This window comes from Streptomyces sp. BHT-5-2 (assembly GCF_019774615.1).
Taxonomy (GTDB): Bacteria; Actinomycetota; Actinomycetes; order Streptomycetales; family Streptomycetaceae; genus Streptomyces.
Genome location: NZ_CP081496.1, coordinates 5,750,725 through 5,765,822, shown reverse-complemented (window position 1 = coordinate 5,765,822; position 15,098 = coordinate 5,750,725). Strand labels below are relative to the sequence as shown.

The following is a 15,098-nucleotide window of genomic DNA, read 5'->3' as shown; positions in this document are numbered from 1 at the left end:
GTGGAAGGTCTCGACGCACTCACCCGCTCCCTCGCGCAGCGCACCCCCGAACAGCTCGCCGCACTCCTCACCCGTCATGCCGAGCCGCTCGCCCGCCGGCCCGCGCCCACCGAACTCCGTGGCCTGGCAGGCGCGTTGTGGTCCTACGAAACCCTCCACCACGTGGTGCTGCACCTCGACCACCCGCGACTGCAGGTGCTCGCCACCACCGCCCGCATCAGCCAGGAGCGCGCCGCCCGCGACGCCGCCGTCCCCGCCGCCCCCGTCCCGGGTGCCGACTACCAGTCCCTGATGGCCCACCGGCTGTCCTTCCCGCAGCTGGCCAGCGAACCGGTCTCCCGCGAGGACATCCATGCGGCGCTCGGCACCGCCGTCCCCGGAGCCGCGCGGACCGCCGCCGAAACCGCCCTCGACGCCCTTTGCGCCGACGGCCTCGCCGTCCTTGCCGGGGACGGATCCGTCGTCGTGCCGCCCCGCATCCCGCAACTCCTCGCCGCCCACGACCTGGGCCCGTTCGCACCGCACGCCCCGGCGCCCGTGCCGGACGGCGCGGCGCCGCACGACGGCTGCCCCGGCGCGTCCGCCGTGCCCGCCCCGCGGACCTCGCCGTCCGACGAATCCCAGGCGGCTGCGGCGCACCTGGTCACCACCGTCGAGCGGCTGCTCGCCTCCCTGGCCACCGAGCCCGCCACACTGCGCAAGTCCGGCGGTCTGACCGTCCGCGAGGTCAAGCGCCTGTCCAAGGCGGCCGGCGCCACCGAACCGCACACCCGGCTCCTGCTCGATCTCGCCCTGGCCGCCGGCCTGATCGCGCTGACCCGCAGCCCTTCGGGAATCACCGCGCTGCCCACCCACACCTACGACGACTGGCTGGCCCGCCCGCCCGGCGCCCGCCTCGCTCCCGTACTGGCCGCCTGGTACGCCCTGTGGGACATCCCCACCCACACCCCGTTCGGTGAGACGCCGACCGCCCTGGTCCGCGGCCACGACCGGCACGCCCCCGCACTGCGGCACGCCCTCCTCGCCGCCCTGGCCGACGTCCCGCCGGACGCCGGCTCGACGTCCCCGCCCCTGCCCCTCCCGGACTCGCCGGACGACGAGCACGCCCTCGCGCGACTGCGCCACCTGCTCCGGACAGCGGACTGGTACCGTCCGCTCGCCGTCACCGAGCAGCCGATGGCCGAGGAGCGCGCCGTCCACACCCTCCACGAGGCGGCCTGCCTCGGGCTCACCGCCCACGGCACCCTCACCCCGCTGGGCAGGGCCCTGCTCGCCGACCCGACACGCCTCGACGAGCCGCTCCGCGACCTGCTCCCGCCACCCGTCGAACGGGCTCACCTCCAGGCCGACCTGACCGCCGTCGTGCCCGGCCGCCCCGCCCCCGAACTCGCCGGGCTGCTCGGCACCGTGGCCGACCGGGAGTCCGAGGGGCACGCCGTGACCTGGCGTTTCACCCCCGGCTCGGTCCGCCGCGCACTGGATTCCGGCCACACTGCCGACACCCTCCGCGACGCGCTCGCCGCCGCCTCGGCCACCGGCACCTTGCCGCAGCCCCTGGGCTACCTCATCCAGGACATCGCCCGCACCCACGGCCGGATGCGGGTCGTGCCCGCCGCCTGCTGCGTCCGCTCGGACGACGGGGCCCTGATCGCCGAACTCGCCGCCCACCACGCCCTGCGCGAGCTGGAGCTGCGCACCCTCGCCCCGACCGTCCTGGTCAGCGCCCGCCCGCCGGCCGCCACCCTGGACGCCCTGCGCGCCGCGGGCTACGCCCCCGCCCTGGAGTCCGACACCGGCGCCGCCACCGTCGAACGGCTCCCCAGCCACCGCACCGCGGCGCCGGGCCCCACCCGCGATCCGCACGCCGCACTCGCCCTTGCCCAACGCCTCCTGGGACAGCGGCCGGAGACGCCGGAGAACGCGACAGGCGGAGCCGGCTGATCCGTCCGCGCGATCCACAGCCGTGCCGCGTTGTCAGTGGCATCAAGTAGCGTTTTTCGCGTAGGGAGTCGACCGATGGGGGGAGCCGGCATGGGGGACAACGGAGCGGACGTCGGACGCGTCCGGAACGACTTGAGTGGGACTGTACACGGCCCGGTGATCCAGGCCGGGGTGGTCCAGGGCGATCTGCACTTCGAGATGCCGCGGCGGGAGCAACCGGTGCCACGGCAGGTGCCGGCCGCGCTCCGGCAGTTCGTCGACCGCGAGCCGGTGCTGGCCGAGATCGACGGCTGGGTGGGCGACGGCGGCGGCCTGGCGGTGCTCAGCGGCCTGCCCGGAGTGGGCAAGAGCGCGACCGTACGGAGATGGGCGGCGGGGGAGCGCGGCCGCTTCCCCGGCGGCGAGTTCTACATCGACTTCGCCGAGCTGCGGGCGCAGAGGGGCGGCGACGTCTCGGCCGGGGTGAGCCACTGCCTGCGGGCACTCGGCGTCGAGGACGAGTATCTGCCGGGCACCCTGGGGGAGTTGACGGCCCTGCTGCGCAGCCGGACGGCGGACGACCGGGTGCTGATGGTGCTCGACGACGTGACCGAGCCGGCGCAGGTACGGGCGCTGATCCCGGGCGCCCCCGGCAGCGTCGTTCTCGCGACCAGCCAGTCCAGGCTCGGGGAACTGCTCGGCGAGGGCGCCCGCCTCATGTCGCTCGAACCCCTGTCGCCGGAGCACGGGCTGGAGTTGCTGCGCGGGCTGTGCGGGGAGAAGCGCATCGCCGCCGGCGACGAGGACGCGGCGCTGCGCATCGTGGCGAGCTGCGGCGGGCTGCCGGTGGCGCTGCATGTCGCCGCCGCGCGGCTGGTGATGCATCCAGGTTTGCCGGTCGCCGCGCTGGCCGATGAATTGGCCGACGACCGGCGCCGGTTGGAGGCCCTGCGCCGGGGAGAGGAGCGCCCGGTGTCCGCTGTCCTCGGAGTGGCCTACGCGGGGCTGCCCGCACCCGCCGCCCGGCTCTACCGACTGCTCGGCCTGCATCCCGGCCGCCGCTGGGACGCCGCATCGGCCGCCGCGGCAGCCGGGACGACCGTCGCCCACGCCGCCGGGCAACTCGACGTCCTGGACGCCGCGAGCCTGGTCACGATGGCCGCGGACGGGCGTTACGAATTCCACGACCTGGTGCGCCTGCACGCCCGTGAACAGGCCGTCCAGGAGGACGACGAGGTCGCACGCACCGCGGTCGTGGCCCGCGTCGTCGAGCATCTGCTCACCCGCGCCGCACAGGCCGATCTCGCCGTCATGGGCCGCCGGTTGCGCATCGGGACATATACGGATCGGCTGGGGGAGGCAGACCGTGCCACCGCGTTCGCCGACCGGCAGGAGGCGTTGGACTGGCTGGACGCCTGGCGCGCCGAGCTGCTGTCCGCCCAACAGACCGCCGCGGACCACGGATGGCACCGCCAGGTCTGGGAGCTCGCCGAGGCGCTCACCGCGCTCTTCCTCAACCGCCGGTACCTCAACGACTGGGTGAGAAGCGGTGACTTGGGCGTCCGCCACGCCGCGGCGGACGGCAATCCCGCCGCCGAGGCCCGCCTGCGCACCCTGCTGTCCCGCCCCCTGATGGACCGCGACGAGCTGCGCCGCGCCCGCCGGGAGCTGGAAACCGCCGTCGCCCGTGCCGACGAGTCCGGCCACACCCTGCTCCGCGCCTCCGCCCGCGAGTTCTACGGCCGCTACTGGGACCGCTGCGACCCGGCCCGCGCCGTGGCGACCTACGAGGAGGCGATGGTCCTCTACCGCGCCGCGGGCGACGACCGCGGCATCGCCATCGGCCGCTACTTCATGGGCCGCGCCCAGCACGCCGTCGGCAGCACAGAGGAGGCCCGGGCCACCCTGGAGGGGGCCTACGACGGGTTCATGGCCATCGACGACCGGCGGATGGGCGCCCGCGCGCTGGCCGCCATCGGGGGCGTGCTCCGCGACCTGGGGGAGACCACGGAGGCCGTGGCGGCACTGGAGGAGGCCGGCTCCATGCTGCGCGAGCGCGGAGCCGTCCACTACGAGGCGCAGGTCTGCGAGACGCTGGCCGAACTCGCCGAGCAGTGCGGTGATCACGAGCAGTGGCGGCGCCATCTGACGCGCGCCTTGGAGATATACGAGGCGGGCGGCGGCCCGCGTGCCGTGGAGTTGCGCCGCAGACTGACGGAGACCTCGGCCGGTGCGCAGGGTCGGGTCGGTACGAGCGGCGGGGAAGGCGCCGGCCACACCGATACCGGCACCCACACCGACACCGGCACGGACGCCTCCGACAGCAGCGCGGGGTAGTGCCGGCGGGGGAGCACCGGCGGGGCAGTGCCAACGGCGCGGAGCCATCGGACGTCTGCTCAGGACGGCGCTTCGCAAGCGGGCCCGTCAGAGGGCGGGGCGCGGCCCGCTCGTCCGGCGGGTGAGGCGGAGCGCCACATCCTCGGTACGGCCGCCGAGGGCAAGGGTGACGAAGCCTTCCAGGGGGTGCCCGGCGCGCAGGCAGGCGTAGACGGCGGCGGCCAGGACCGTGGCGTCGTCCAACCGGCCGGTGGCGGACACCTCGACGGTCCGGCCGTCGCACAGCCCGACCCGGCAGCCCCGGCCGGCGACGATGGCGGAGGCGAGCAGCGCGCCGGGGTAGCGGGCGAAGGTGTCGTCGATCCACCGGTCGGCGCCCACGGCGGTATCGGCGGCGGTCCGACGGACGAGGACGGAGGCGCTCTCCGGCCACTGCCGGTCCCACTCGTCGTCGGCACAGGACAGATGACGGAACGGGCCCCCGGGAGCATCGCGCCGATCGTCGGGAAAGAGGTCGGCGACGGCGGCGGGGGTGCGTTCGACGGATATCCGAAGGCCGTCGGGCCCACCGGCGCCTTCGGAGAGGGAGGTGTGGACGTAACAGGCGGTGGCCGGTTCCTTTTCCGGTTCCGGGCGGCCCTGAGGGACGGGCGGCGCCGGGGCGCGCCGCGGAGGTGGCGCGCCGGCCGGCTCGGGGAGTCCCAGCAGGCCGTAGACGGCGGTGCGCAGGAGTCCCAGGGCCCGGCCCGGTGCGGCGAAGGCGCTTTCACCGACCTTGCGCACCCGCTCCCCGGTGTCGTCGCCGTCCGTTCCGCCCAGGTCGAGCACCCGCTCGATCTGCGGGCGCAACGGTGCCTCGGGGCGTAGCCGTGGGGCGATCCGGCCCAGTTCCGCCATGGGTGTGCCGGTGACGGCCTCGTCATCGCCGAACGTGCCGAGCAGCAGCGGCGTGCCGAGCGCCGCGCCGTAGAAGGTGACCGACCCGTGGTCACCGATCAGCAGGTCGGCGGCGAGCAGGGTGGCCTGCCAGCCGGCGGTCGGCGGGATCGTCAGCAGCCCGGCGTCGTGCGCGGAGTCGAGGTGCGAACGGAGGGTGTAATCGCCGTGGGCGGAGGTGATGTTGGGGTGGGTGACCAGTGCAACCGCGTAGTCGTCCAGGGGGAGTTCGGCGAGCAGGCGGGCCGGGAGAGCGGGGTCCCGGCCCAGGACCGAGTGATCGCGCCAGGTCGAGCTGATCATGACCAGCCGCCGCCGGTCCGTGAGGCCGAGCGCCCGGCGGTAGCGGTCGCGCAGCGCCCGCCCGTCGAGCAGCGCGTCGTAGCAGGGGTCGCCGACGAGCAGGGTGCGGCCGGACGTGGCGGGGTGCGCGGCGGCGAGCTGGGCCGCCTGGTCCGGGTGGGAGATCGCGAGCCGGGCGCGTCCGCTGCGCAGCAGCGCGTCCGGGACGACACCGGCCAGTCGGTCGCGGTCGCTGCGGGAGTCGGGGACGACCTTGTGGAAGCCGACCCCGTGCGGCAGTACGAGCACCGGGCAGGTGTGGTGCCCGGTGGTGAGATCGGCGTTCTCGGTCGCCGTGATGATCAGGTCGGGGGAGACCCGGGGGAACTGGTGCCAGGGCAGCACTCGGGCGCCGACCGAGTGGAGCAGGGCGTGCACGCCGTCGTTGAAGGCCGAGCTGGGATCGAAGGCGAAGACCAGGTGGAGGCGTGGGTCGTCGCGCAGGACGGGACGGAGGACGTCGAGGACCCGGACGGTCGAGGTGACGGTGCGGGCGATGACGACGACCAGCCGTTCGCCGGGGAAGGTCTGCCAGCGCTCGGGATCGTCACCCACGGGCACCCGCAGTGGAGGCAGCAGCCCATGGGTGGTGTCAGCCGCCGCCGGGCACGCGCACCCATCTGCACAGCCGTCCCGCCCCCGACCTCCGACCCTCGCCCGCGGTTCGCGGTTCGCGGTTCGCGGTTCGCGGTTCGCGGTTCGCGGTTCGCCACCAGGTTGCGTCGTAGCGCGCGTCACCTTTTTCCGCAACCCCCTGGTGGTGACGATCGCCGGCGGCCGCGCCGCCGGCGATCGGAGATGTATACCTGGCGTCCACCGTAATTCAGGGCCGAGGCAGTGCCCGGGCCAGGGGCCGGGTCTCAGGCCCCGCCGGGCTTCCGGCGGCCGCCGTTGACCCGCCGCAGGCGCAGCGACGCGGGGCCGAAGCCGAGGGGGCGGGGCAGTCTGCGGGGCGTCTGCTCGGCTCCGGGGGCGCCCGGCGCGGCCGCGGGCGGCGGCGCCGTGAGCGCGGCGGCGGAAGGGGCGAGCGGGGACGGTAGCGCGGGCGGGGTGTCCGGGGCGTCGGGGTCCGGTGGCCGTACCGCGGACGACGGCGCTGCGGGTGCCGCTTGCGGGGTGCACGGGCGCGGTGGGTGGGCCACGGAGACGGCGGGCCTGACCACGTCCACATAGGCGCGGCAGACCGGGGGCAGTCCGGCGGCGGGGACGCGTAACCCGCTCATGGCGCCGTGCACCACACGCGTGGCCAGCGACGGCCGTGGCGCACCGGCACGCGGGGACGGCGGCAGCTCCGCGCCGGTGGCCAGCGCCCACGGTGCCTCGACGAGACGGCCGATGGCGCGCTGCACCCGACGGCCCAGCGCGGGGTCGTCCAGGCCGTGTCGCCGCAGCGCCTCGCGGAGCGCGGCGGCGCCGTGCGCGGCGAGGGACAGGCCCTGCCCGGAGTCCGGGTTGACCGAGGTCACCGCGCCGCCGAGGGCGACGAACCCGGAGGGCCAGCTGGGCAGTTGCTCGTAGCGGTGGCGGCGGCTGGAGGTGTCGCGGGTCAGCCGTACCTCGCTCAGCGGCTCGGCGTCGGCGATGAGGTCCCCGATGGCCGCGTGGATCCGGCGGGTGAACGGCACGAAGCGGTCGGCGCGTTCGGACGGCCGCTCGCCGCCGCTGCCGCCGGTGAGGGTGACCAGCCAGCGCCCGTCCTCGATCGGGACCAGCGTCGCGGTCCGCGCGGCCGGGAGCAGGGAGGCCGACGGGTTGCCGCCGCCCGCGGCGCCGACCGGACAGCAGTCCGAACGGGCGGTGAGCACCGGGGAGTTCTCGTATCCGGGCGGTGTGCGGAAGATGCGGGTGGCACAGACGATGCCGGAGTCCCGGACGTCCTCCGGGACGGCGGGCAGGCCCAGCGCCGACAGCCGGTCCGGGGTCGTGGAGGAGCGGCCGGTGGCGTCGACCACGAGGTCGGCGTCCAGGCGGTACGTTTCACCGCTGGTGGTGTCGCGGACCCACACCCCGGTGACGTGCTCGGCGGTGCCGGTCAGCCGCCCCGCCTCCGTGCCGTCGAGGACCGACACCCCGGGCAGGGCCGGCACCTGCTCGCGCACGACCCGGTCGAGCAGATCGCGGGAGCAGGCGAACACCTGCCGCGTACGCGCCCGGCGGGCGGACCGGCCGGGCGGCAGCGGCCCGACGGCCTCCGACGGCATCGCGAGCCGGTGGGCGCCCTCGGCCAACCACCGTTCGACCGTGCCGGGCAGCAGGCTCTCCACGACCCGGGCGCCGTCCGACGCCAGCAGATGGGTGTGCCGTGGCTGCGGAAGATCCGTGGGTAACGCCGGCGTCCGGGGCAGCCGCTCCCGCTCGACCACGATCACGTCGGCGTACGCGGACAGTGCCGCGGCGGCGAGCATGCCCGTGAAACCGCCGCCGAGCACCACGGCGAGGTACGGGTGCGTGAACTGGAGCCCGGCGCTGGTCGTTCGACTCGACGCGTTCATGGGCGGTCCCTTTCTCGGCGGTGGCGCGCGAATCCCGGGCCGGGCCGGGCCGCGACCAGAAAGGGCGGTGCGGCGTACGGCCGGGAGTGGCGGCGCGCGGCGGCGATGACGGCGTCGGCGGCGTCGGTGACCCTTGCGGTCAGAGACGGCAGGGAAGCAGACGCGGTTCGCAGGATGCGCAAAGGTGCCGGCGGAAGAGGCAGAGCCCGTTGCGGGTCCCGGCAGGCCGGCGCGAACGCCGGCCTGCCGCCCCCCGATTTCCCCATCATGATTCCCCCTCAGGCCGTGTCCGCCGTGCCGCGGCCCGGGCCCCGTCCTCCGCCACTCCCCGCCCGGTTCACCGGACGGGGCGGGTCGGCACCGCTGCCTCGCGCGCCGTGCTCTGCCCTTGGGGACGTGGCCGTCGGCTCTCGTCAACGGCGGACACACGTCCGGATGGTAGGCGGCGGCGATCACTTCCGGTAGCCGAAGGCGAGTGAGGGATGTGTGGGAGCCACCCGCCGTATACCGCTCGGTAGATCGATGACAAACCGGTTCATTAGGTGCGAAGCGAAGCGAACTTTTCTCGCGACACGAGAAAACTTCCGGGAATTCGGGGTACGAGGGGGGCCACCGGGCCCAGAAAGTCCGAAGGGTTGGCGCGAAATGATCGGGAGGCGGCGGTTCGCCCGGCGTCGTGCTTACCCTGAGCGGGCACCGCACCGGAGAATCTGAGGGAGAGTCGTGCGCGCGATCGTGATGCGAGAATTCGGCGGCCCGGACGTGCTCCGCCTGGAGGACGCCCGCGAGCCGACGCCCCGCGCCGGGCACGCGCTCGTCGACGTGACGCTGGCGGGTGTCAACTACGCCGATGTGCACGTCCGCGGGGACACCTACCTCGCGCCGGTCGAACTGCCGTACATACCCGGCAACGAGGTCGTCGGAACCCTCGACGGCGGCCGGCGGGTCGTCGGACTCACCCGAGGCGGCGGCTACGCGGAACGGGCCCTGCTGCACCGCCGCGTCACCTGGGACGTCCCCGACGCCGTCAGCGACGAACAGGCGGTCGCGCTGGCCCTCCAGGGCAACAGCGCCTGGCATCTGCTCTTCACCGCGCTGCGCCTCACCGAGGGCGAGAGCGTCGTCGTCCCGGCCGCGGCGGGCGGCGTCGGCACACTGGCCGTCCAGCTCGCGGCGCGGGCCGGCGCGAAGGTCATCGGCCTCGCCGGCTCCGCGGCCAAGCGCCGACTGGCCCTGGAGCTGGGCGCGCACGCGGTCGTCGACTCCACCGCCGAGGACCTCACCGAGCGCATCCTGGACGCCGCCGGCGGCCCGGTCGACACCGCGCTGGAGATGACCGGCGGCGCCACCTTCGCCCGGACCATGGCCGCCGTGGCACCGCGCGGCCGGCTCGCCGTCTACGGCTTCGCCGGCGGTGAGTTGGCGAACGTGTCCACCCGGGAGCTGATGGAGCGCTCCCTCACCGTCTCCGGCTTCTGGCTGCCCCAGCTCTACGCGGACCGGACGGCGCTGCCGACCTCCATGCGGGCGCTGTTCGACGCCGTCGCCGACGGCTCTCTCAGGACACTGACCGGCACCACCTACGCGCTCGGGGAGGCGGCGCGGGCCCACCGTGATCTCGCCGCCCGCACCCCGACCGGGAAACTCGCCCTCGACGTCACCCGGTGACACGGGTGCCCCCGGGGGCGGGGCGCCGAGCACCGCACACGCCGTGCGCCTTCGGGCGCGGATCACTGCCAGGAGAGAGAGCACACGATGGGCCAACGCACCGCAGCGTCGCAGTCCACGGCTCCGGAGGCCGCGCAGCACACCGGTCGGCCCTCCAGGAGCGCGGCCGCCGGCGGCTCCCGGACGTCCGGATCCGGTCATGCCGAGCGGGTCTTCCTCGTCCAGACCGCCTTCGCCGAGCTCGGCGGGTCCGCCCGCGGGCCCGGTGAGATCGCGGAGTTCACCGGCCTGGACGACTCCGTCGTCTACCGCATCCTGCAATCCGGCATCTACCAGCGGATCTTCGAACGGGTGGACCGCGGCCTCTACCGGCTGCGGACCTCGGCCGCCCAGCTCGCCTTCACCGCCCTCGACCACCGTCTCGACGGCGCGCAGACGGTGCTGAGCGACCTGCGCGAGGCGACCGGAAACGGGCTGGCGTTCCTCTACATGGTGGCGCCCTTCTCCGGCGCGCAGCGGCAGTGCGTCGACATGGCCGTCGGCGACTCCGACCTCGCCGAACTGGGCATGACCCCGCGCGATGTGCTGTCCGTGACCCGTTCCCTGCGCACCGGAGCCTCCGGGCGCACCATCCTCGCCTACCTCCCCGAGGTCCTCCAGCAGCGCGTACTGGCCGAGCCCGTGCCCGAGCAGGCGGGGCCCGGTGTCTACCGGGACAACGACGCGCTGCTCGCCTCCCTGGCGGAGGTCCGCGACCTCGGTCACGCGGTGGGCTACGAGGAGTGCATGGCCGGCTGGAACTCCTGTGCCGCGCCGATCATGTGGGACGGGGCCATCATGGGCGCGGTGCTGCTGCTCAAGCAGAAGACCGTGATGCCGGACGTCCCCCGGAGCGTCGTCGAGGCGACGAAGGAGGCGGCGGCCGTGCTCAGCCGCTACGGGGCGGCCCGGCCGGCCATGGAGCGCTGAGTCCGGATCGCGGCTCCGCACGGCCCGACGGCTGTGCACGAGGCGACTCGCCTCTCTACTGTGACACCACGTGCGACACCGTGCGCACGACGGCCGAGGGGGTCCGATGGAAGCAGAACTGGTGGCGCTGGCCACGACCGGGGCGACGACGCTGGTGCAGCAGATGGCGACCGAGGGCTGGGGCGCGCTCCGCCGGCGGATGGCGGCCCTGCTCGCCAGGCGCCGCGGCGCCGAGGCGGAGGCGGTCGGCCGCGAGCTGGACGAGACACGTGCCGAGGTCGTCAACGCCCAGGAGAACGGCGACGAGTTGGCGGTCGAGGACGCCGTCGCGCGATGGCGGATCGAGCTGCGGCGGCTGTTCGCCGAGGACCCGGCCGCGGCGGCCGAACTGCGCCGTCTGCTGGACGAGGTGGCGCCCCGGAACGACCAGGGTGCCACCGTGCGGGATGTCCACAACACCGTCAGCGGCGGCGTGAGCGGCATGGTGGTGCAGGCCGGCATCGTCTCCAACGTCCATCCCGGTAACCGGCCCGGTGGGCCGCACGCCCGCTGACCGCCGACGGCCGGCGCCCACCGAAGGGGCAGAATGGCCGGGTGCGGCTCGAAGCGATCACCTGGGAACGGCTCACCGACGCGCTCGCCGCGCGCATCGACGCGCTGACCGCGCACGACGGGAGCCCCTGGCTGCGGGTGGCGGTCGACGGGGCTCCCGCCGCCGCCCCCGGCGATCTCGCCGGGCGGCTCGCCGAGGCGCTGCGGCTCCGGGGGCGGGCGGTGCACAAGGCCGGCACCCACGGCTTTCTGCGGCCCGCCTCGCAGCGCCTGGAGTACGGCCGCGAGGACCCCGACTCCTACCACGACGAGTGGTTCGACCGGCGGGCCCTGTGGCGCGAGGTCTTCCAGCCGCTGGAACCGGGCGGCACCGGGCGGGTGCTCCCCGACCTGTGGGACCCGGAGGCGGACCGTGCGACCCGCAGCCCCTACGTGGAACTGCCGCCCGGCGGTGTGCTGTTGCTGCACGGTCCGCTGCTGCTCGGCCATTGGTTCCCCTTCGATCTCTCCGTGCACCTGCGGCTGTCTCCGGGGGCGCTCGCCCGCCGTACGCCGGAGGACCAGCGCTGGACGCTGCCGGCGTTCGCCCGCTACGAGGCCGAGACCCGGCCGGGGGAGACGGCGGACGTCGTCGTGCGCGCCGATGACCCCCGCCGCCCGGCCTGGAGCGGAGCTGCCGGCTGAGCCGCCCGCCGAGGGGTACTTCGCGATCTTGGACATGACGGTCCTTTCCGGGCGGTCCCGGCGACCGTCCCCCGCTGTGAAAAACCGTACGACCGACCACTGACAATCGACCGCAAACGCCCCAACGCGGGCCGCTGAGCAGCGTGTTCACCGCTGCCGATAGCGTGCGGGGATGACCGCATCGTTCGACGCAGCAGACCCGCATCCGCCCCTGCCCGGCAGCCAGGGACCCACCGCGACCGTGGAGATACCGCCGCGCGCCGTCGGCGCCGTGGCGATGACCTACGCCCCCGACCCGGACGGCGACCCGGACCCCGGCGAGATCGTCTGGACCTGGGTCCCCTTCGAGGAGAACGACGGGCGCGGCAAGGACCGGCCGGTGCTGGTGGTGGCCCGGGAGCCGGCCGGGACGCTGCTGGCAGTGCAGCTGTCGAGCAAGCGCCACAACGACGACCGCGACTGGGTGGCGATCGGCGCGGGTCCCTGGGACCGCGCGGGGCGCGACTCCTGGATCGCCGTGGACCGGGTGCTGCGGGTCCACCCTGGCGGTATGCGGCGCGAGGCGTGCGCGCTCGACCGGGGCCGTTTCCACCTCGTCGCCAACCGGCTGCGGGAACTCCACGGCTGGCGCTGACGCTCCGCGTCCGGGACGGCCGGCCGTCCCGGACGCCCCCGGCGGATCAGGCGTCGGCCAGCGCCAGCAGCTTGGTGACGGTGTTCCAGTTGCGCGCGGTGGCCGTCACCCCGAGCCGGGCACGGCCGACCGCGTCGGCGAGCCTGGAGCGCCCGATGCCCTGCGGGCACCACAGGTACAGCTCGCGGCCGAGCAGCCGGAACCGGTCCGGCGCGTACGCGGCCTCGTCGAGCGCGTCCAGCCCGGCCGTGTCGGCCGGCGGCCCGGACAGGAACGTCACATGCAGGGTCCTGGGCTCCGGCACGGCGGCCGGGAACGGGTTCCCGGCGACGGTGGCGGCCAGCTCGTCGCGGGTCCGGACGAGCACCGGCACCGTCAGGCCCAGCTCGGCCGCTATCCGCTCCTCGAACCACCGGGCGGTCTCCCGCGGCGGAACCCCCGGATCGGCGAAGACGATGTTGCCCGTCTGCAGGAGGACGGTGACGTCGGACAGTCCCAGGGAACGGGCCAGCTCCAGCTGGTGGGCCTTGGGGAAGCGGTTGTGGCCTCCGACGTTGATCCCGCGGAGCAGGGCGATCTGACGGGACATGCGCGGCCCTTCATGGACGGTGCCGGCCGACGGGGCGGAGCCGCGGCGGCGGGGACGGGAACGGACGGGACACGACCGCGGCGGAGCGGCCGGGCGGTGCTCAGAACAGGGGAGCGGGCAGCACGCCCTCCAGGGCCAGCAGCAGCCGCTTGGCCTCCAGACCGCCGCCGAAGCCGCCGATCCCGCCGTCGCTGGCCACGACCCGGTGGCAGGGCACGACCACGGGGAGCGGATTGGAGCCCATCGCCGCGCCCACCGCGCGGGCCGCGCCCGGCTCCCCGACCCGGTCGGCGAGGTCCTGATAGCCGACCACGCTGCCGTACGGGACGTCGTCGGCCAGCGCGTGCAGCACCCGGGCGTTGAACCCCCCGGACAGGGACCAGTCCAGGGGGACCGTGAAGCTCCGCAGCTCACCGGAGAAATAGCGGGCCAGCTCGGCGGCGGCCGTCGCCAGATGGGGCGTCTCCGGGATCGGCGGCCCGCCGAAGGCGCCCTCCAGACGGGCCAGCGCCCGCCGGGTCACCCGCTCGTCGGCGTGGAAGGCGACCTGCACCAGGCCCTCCCCGGTCGCCGCGAGCAGCAGCGGGCCGACCGGGCTGTCGATGCGCCTCCAGGCCCAGTCGCGGTGGGCCGGGCGGGCCGCCTCCTGGGCGGCGTCCGGCGCCGGGGCCGATTCCGGGTCGTGCTCTGCGTTCGTCACGTGACCAGCGTAGGACCGGCCACCGACAACGCGGCGGGCGGCGGACCGCCGGCCGCCGCCGGAGCCCCTCCCCGCCGCGCCGGAGAGGTCAGGAGCGGTCCCCGTCGAGCGCGTCGCGCACCACGTCGGGCTTGTTGCTGATGATCCCGTCGGCCCCCAGGCCGGCGATGCGGACCGCGCCCTTGGCGTCGTCGACGGTCCAGGTGTACACCTCCAGCCGCCGGCGGTGCGGGCCCCGGAGCCTGTGCACCGCCTCCACGTACTTCCGGGTGACAGCGATGTGCGGCGCGTTGATCTGATCGCAGTAGGCGGCGTACTTGGGCAGGTCGGCGACGGTGGGGCTGCCGAGGAAGCCCGTCTTGACCGCCGGGTCCAGGCGGTGGAACTTCCTGATCGCGTCGGCGTTGAAGCTCTGGACGATCAGACGGCGCCGGACGTGCCCGCTGTCCAGCCAGCCGTCGCGGCGGAGCTCTTTGAGCGCCTGCCGCTCGATACCGGGATAGAGCTCGGGGTTCTTCAGCTCCATCAGCAGCTTCTGGCCGTTGTCCTCGACCTCCTCCAGGTACTCCTCCAGCGTCGGCACCCGTTCACCCTTGAAGCGGGAGCCGAACCAGCTGCCGGCGTCCAGCTTCTCGACCTCCCGGAGCGTGAAGTCGCCGACGTTCCACGGGGAGCGGTCCGGGTAGATCTTCTTGGCGTTGGTCGTCCTCGCCAGCGAGGTGTCGTGGAGGACGACCAGCTGTCCGTCCTTGGTGCGCTGGACGTCGTTCTCGACCCAGGAGATGCCGAGCCGGTCGGCGGTGTCCACCGAGGCGAGCGTGTTCTCGGGCGCGTACGCCGCGGCGCCGCGATGGCCGACCACCACAGGGGGATGCCCGTGGACCGCGGCCTGGGCCCCGGAGGCGGGCAGGGCGAGCGCGGACAGGCCCATGAGGGCACCGGTGACGGCGGCGACGTGGCGGATACGCATACGGACTCCTCGTGACGTCGTGGAGGTGAGCTGACGTGAAGTGAGGTGAACGGGGCGGACGGACGGAGCCTCGCAGCCGGGCCGGAGCGGGAGCCGGACGTGCGGTGGCCGGGCGTGGAATGAGAAATGGCCGGTTTTCCGTGCGGAGCGTCGCAGTTGCAGGATGCCCGGAATGGCGGTGCAGCAGACGTACGTCCCGACGTCGTCCAACTTGCCGGAGCCGCGGCTTCCGCGCATCTTGACCGACGATGAGTCACCCGTCGCTCAGTTGACCGTTTTTACCGGGCGTGACCGGGGCATACCGC

At 74.6% G+C, this 15,098-nt stretch carries 12 protein-coding genes; 7 read left to right on the top strand and 5 right to left on the bottom strand.

The window, feature by feature from the left end; translation table 11 throughout:
- Positions 1-1,941, top strand: coding sequence for a helicase-associated domain-containing protein (locus K2224_RS25565; protein WP_260693190.1), 1,941 nt, complete (start codon positions 1-3; stop codon positions 1,939-1,941).
- A gap of 132 nt (positions 1,942-2,073) precedes the next feature.
- On the top strand, positions 2,074-4,257 hold the full coding sequence (locus K2224_RS25560; RefSeq protein WP_260693189.1) for an NB-ARC domain-containing protein: 2,184 nt from the start codon (positions 2,074-2,076) through the stop codon (positions 4,255-4,257).
- Positions 4,258-4,344: 87 nt separating this feature from the next.
- Here K2224_RS25560 and K2224_RS25555 read toward each other — a convergent pair whose 3' ends face one another.
- Both K2224_RS25555 and K2224_RS25550 read right to left on the bottom strand, forming a co-directional pair.
- Positions 4,345-6,090: a CDP-glycerol glycerophosphotransferase family protein gene (locus tag K2224_RS25555; protein WP_221908845.1), complete on the bottom strand. Its 1,746-nt coding sequence runs from the start codon at positions 6,088-6,090 to the stop codon at positions 4,345-4,347.
- A 305-nt stretch (positions 6,091-6,395) separates the two neighbouring features.
- The gene (locus K2224_RS25550; protein WP_221908844.1) at positions 6,396-8,027 is read right to left on the bottom strand and encodes an FAD-dependent monooxygenase; all 1,632 of its coding nucleotides are present in this window, start codon (positions 8,025-8,027) and stop codon (positions 6,396-6,398) included.
- 723 nt (positions 8,028-8,750) lie between these two features.
- Here K2224_RS25550 and K2224_RS25545 point away from each other — a divergent pair.
- The 5 genes from K2224_RS25545 (at position 8,751) to K2224_RS25525 (ending at position 12,534) form a co-directional block, all read left to right on the top strand.
- Positions 8,751-9,695 carry a zinc-binding dehydrogenase gene (locus K2224_RS25545; RefSeq protein WP_221908843.1) on the top strand — a complete coding sequence of 315 codons (945 nt, stop codon included), beginning with the start codon at positions 8,751-8,753 and terminating at the stop codon, positions 9,693-9,695.
- A gap of 87 nt (positions 9,696-9,782) precedes the next feature.
- Positions 9,783-10,664 (top strand): IclR family transcriptional regulator C-terminal domain-containing protein, encoded by an 882-nt coding sequence (locus K2224_RS25540; RefSeq protein ID WP_221908842.1) that lies wholly within the window; start codon positions 9,783-9,785, stop codon positions 10,662-10,664.
- Between the two features lie 106 nt (positions 10,665-10,770).
- Positions 10,771-11,217, top strand: a complete 447-nt coding sequence (locus K2224_RS25535) for a hypothetical protein (RefSeq protein WP_221908841.1) — start codon at positions 10,771-10,773, stop codon at positions 11,215-11,217.
- A gap of 41 nt (positions 11,218-11,258) precedes the next feature.
- Positions 11,259-11,900, top strand: a complete 642-nt coding sequence (locus tag K2224_RS25530) for a uridine kinase (RefSeq protein WP_221908840.1) — start codon at positions 11,259-11,261, stop codon at positions 11,898-11,900.
- A gap of 172 nt (positions 11,901-12,072) precedes the next feature.
- Positions 12,073-12,534, top strand: coding sequence for a type II toxin-antitoxin system PemK/MazF family toxin (locus K2224_RS25525; RefSeq protein ID WP_221908839.1), 462 nt, complete (start codon positions 12,073-12,075; stop codon positions 12,532-12,534).
- A 46-nt stretch (positions 12,535-12,580) separates the two neighbouring features.
- Here K2224_RS25525 and K2224_RS25520 read toward each other — a convergent pair whose 3' ends face one another.
- From K2224_RS25520 to K2224_RS25510, 3 genes are all read right to left on the bottom strand, one after another.
- The gene (locus tag K2224_RS25520; RefSeq protein ID WP_221908838.1) at positions 12,581-13,123 is read right to left on the bottom strand and encodes a DUF1697 domain-containing protein; all 543 of its coding nucleotides are present in this window, start codon (positions 13,121-13,123) and stop codon (positions 12,581-12,583) included.
- A 100-nt stretch (positions 13,124-13,223) separates the two neighbouring features.
- Positions 13,224-13,823, bottom strand: a complete 600-nt coding sequence (locus K2224_RS25515) for a methylated-DNA--[protein]-cysteine S-methyltransferase (protein ID WP_221908837.1) — start codon at positions 13,821-13,823, stop codon at positions 13,224-13,226.
- An 88-nt stretch (positions 13,824-13,911) separates the two neighbouring features.
- Positions 13,912-14,793, bottom strand: a complete 882-nt coding sequence (locus K2224_RS25510; protein WP_221908836.1) for a glycerophosphodiester phosphodiesterase family protein — start codon at positions 14,791-14,793, stop codon at positions 13,912-13,914.
- Positions 14,794-15,098 lie beyond the last annotated feature (305 nt).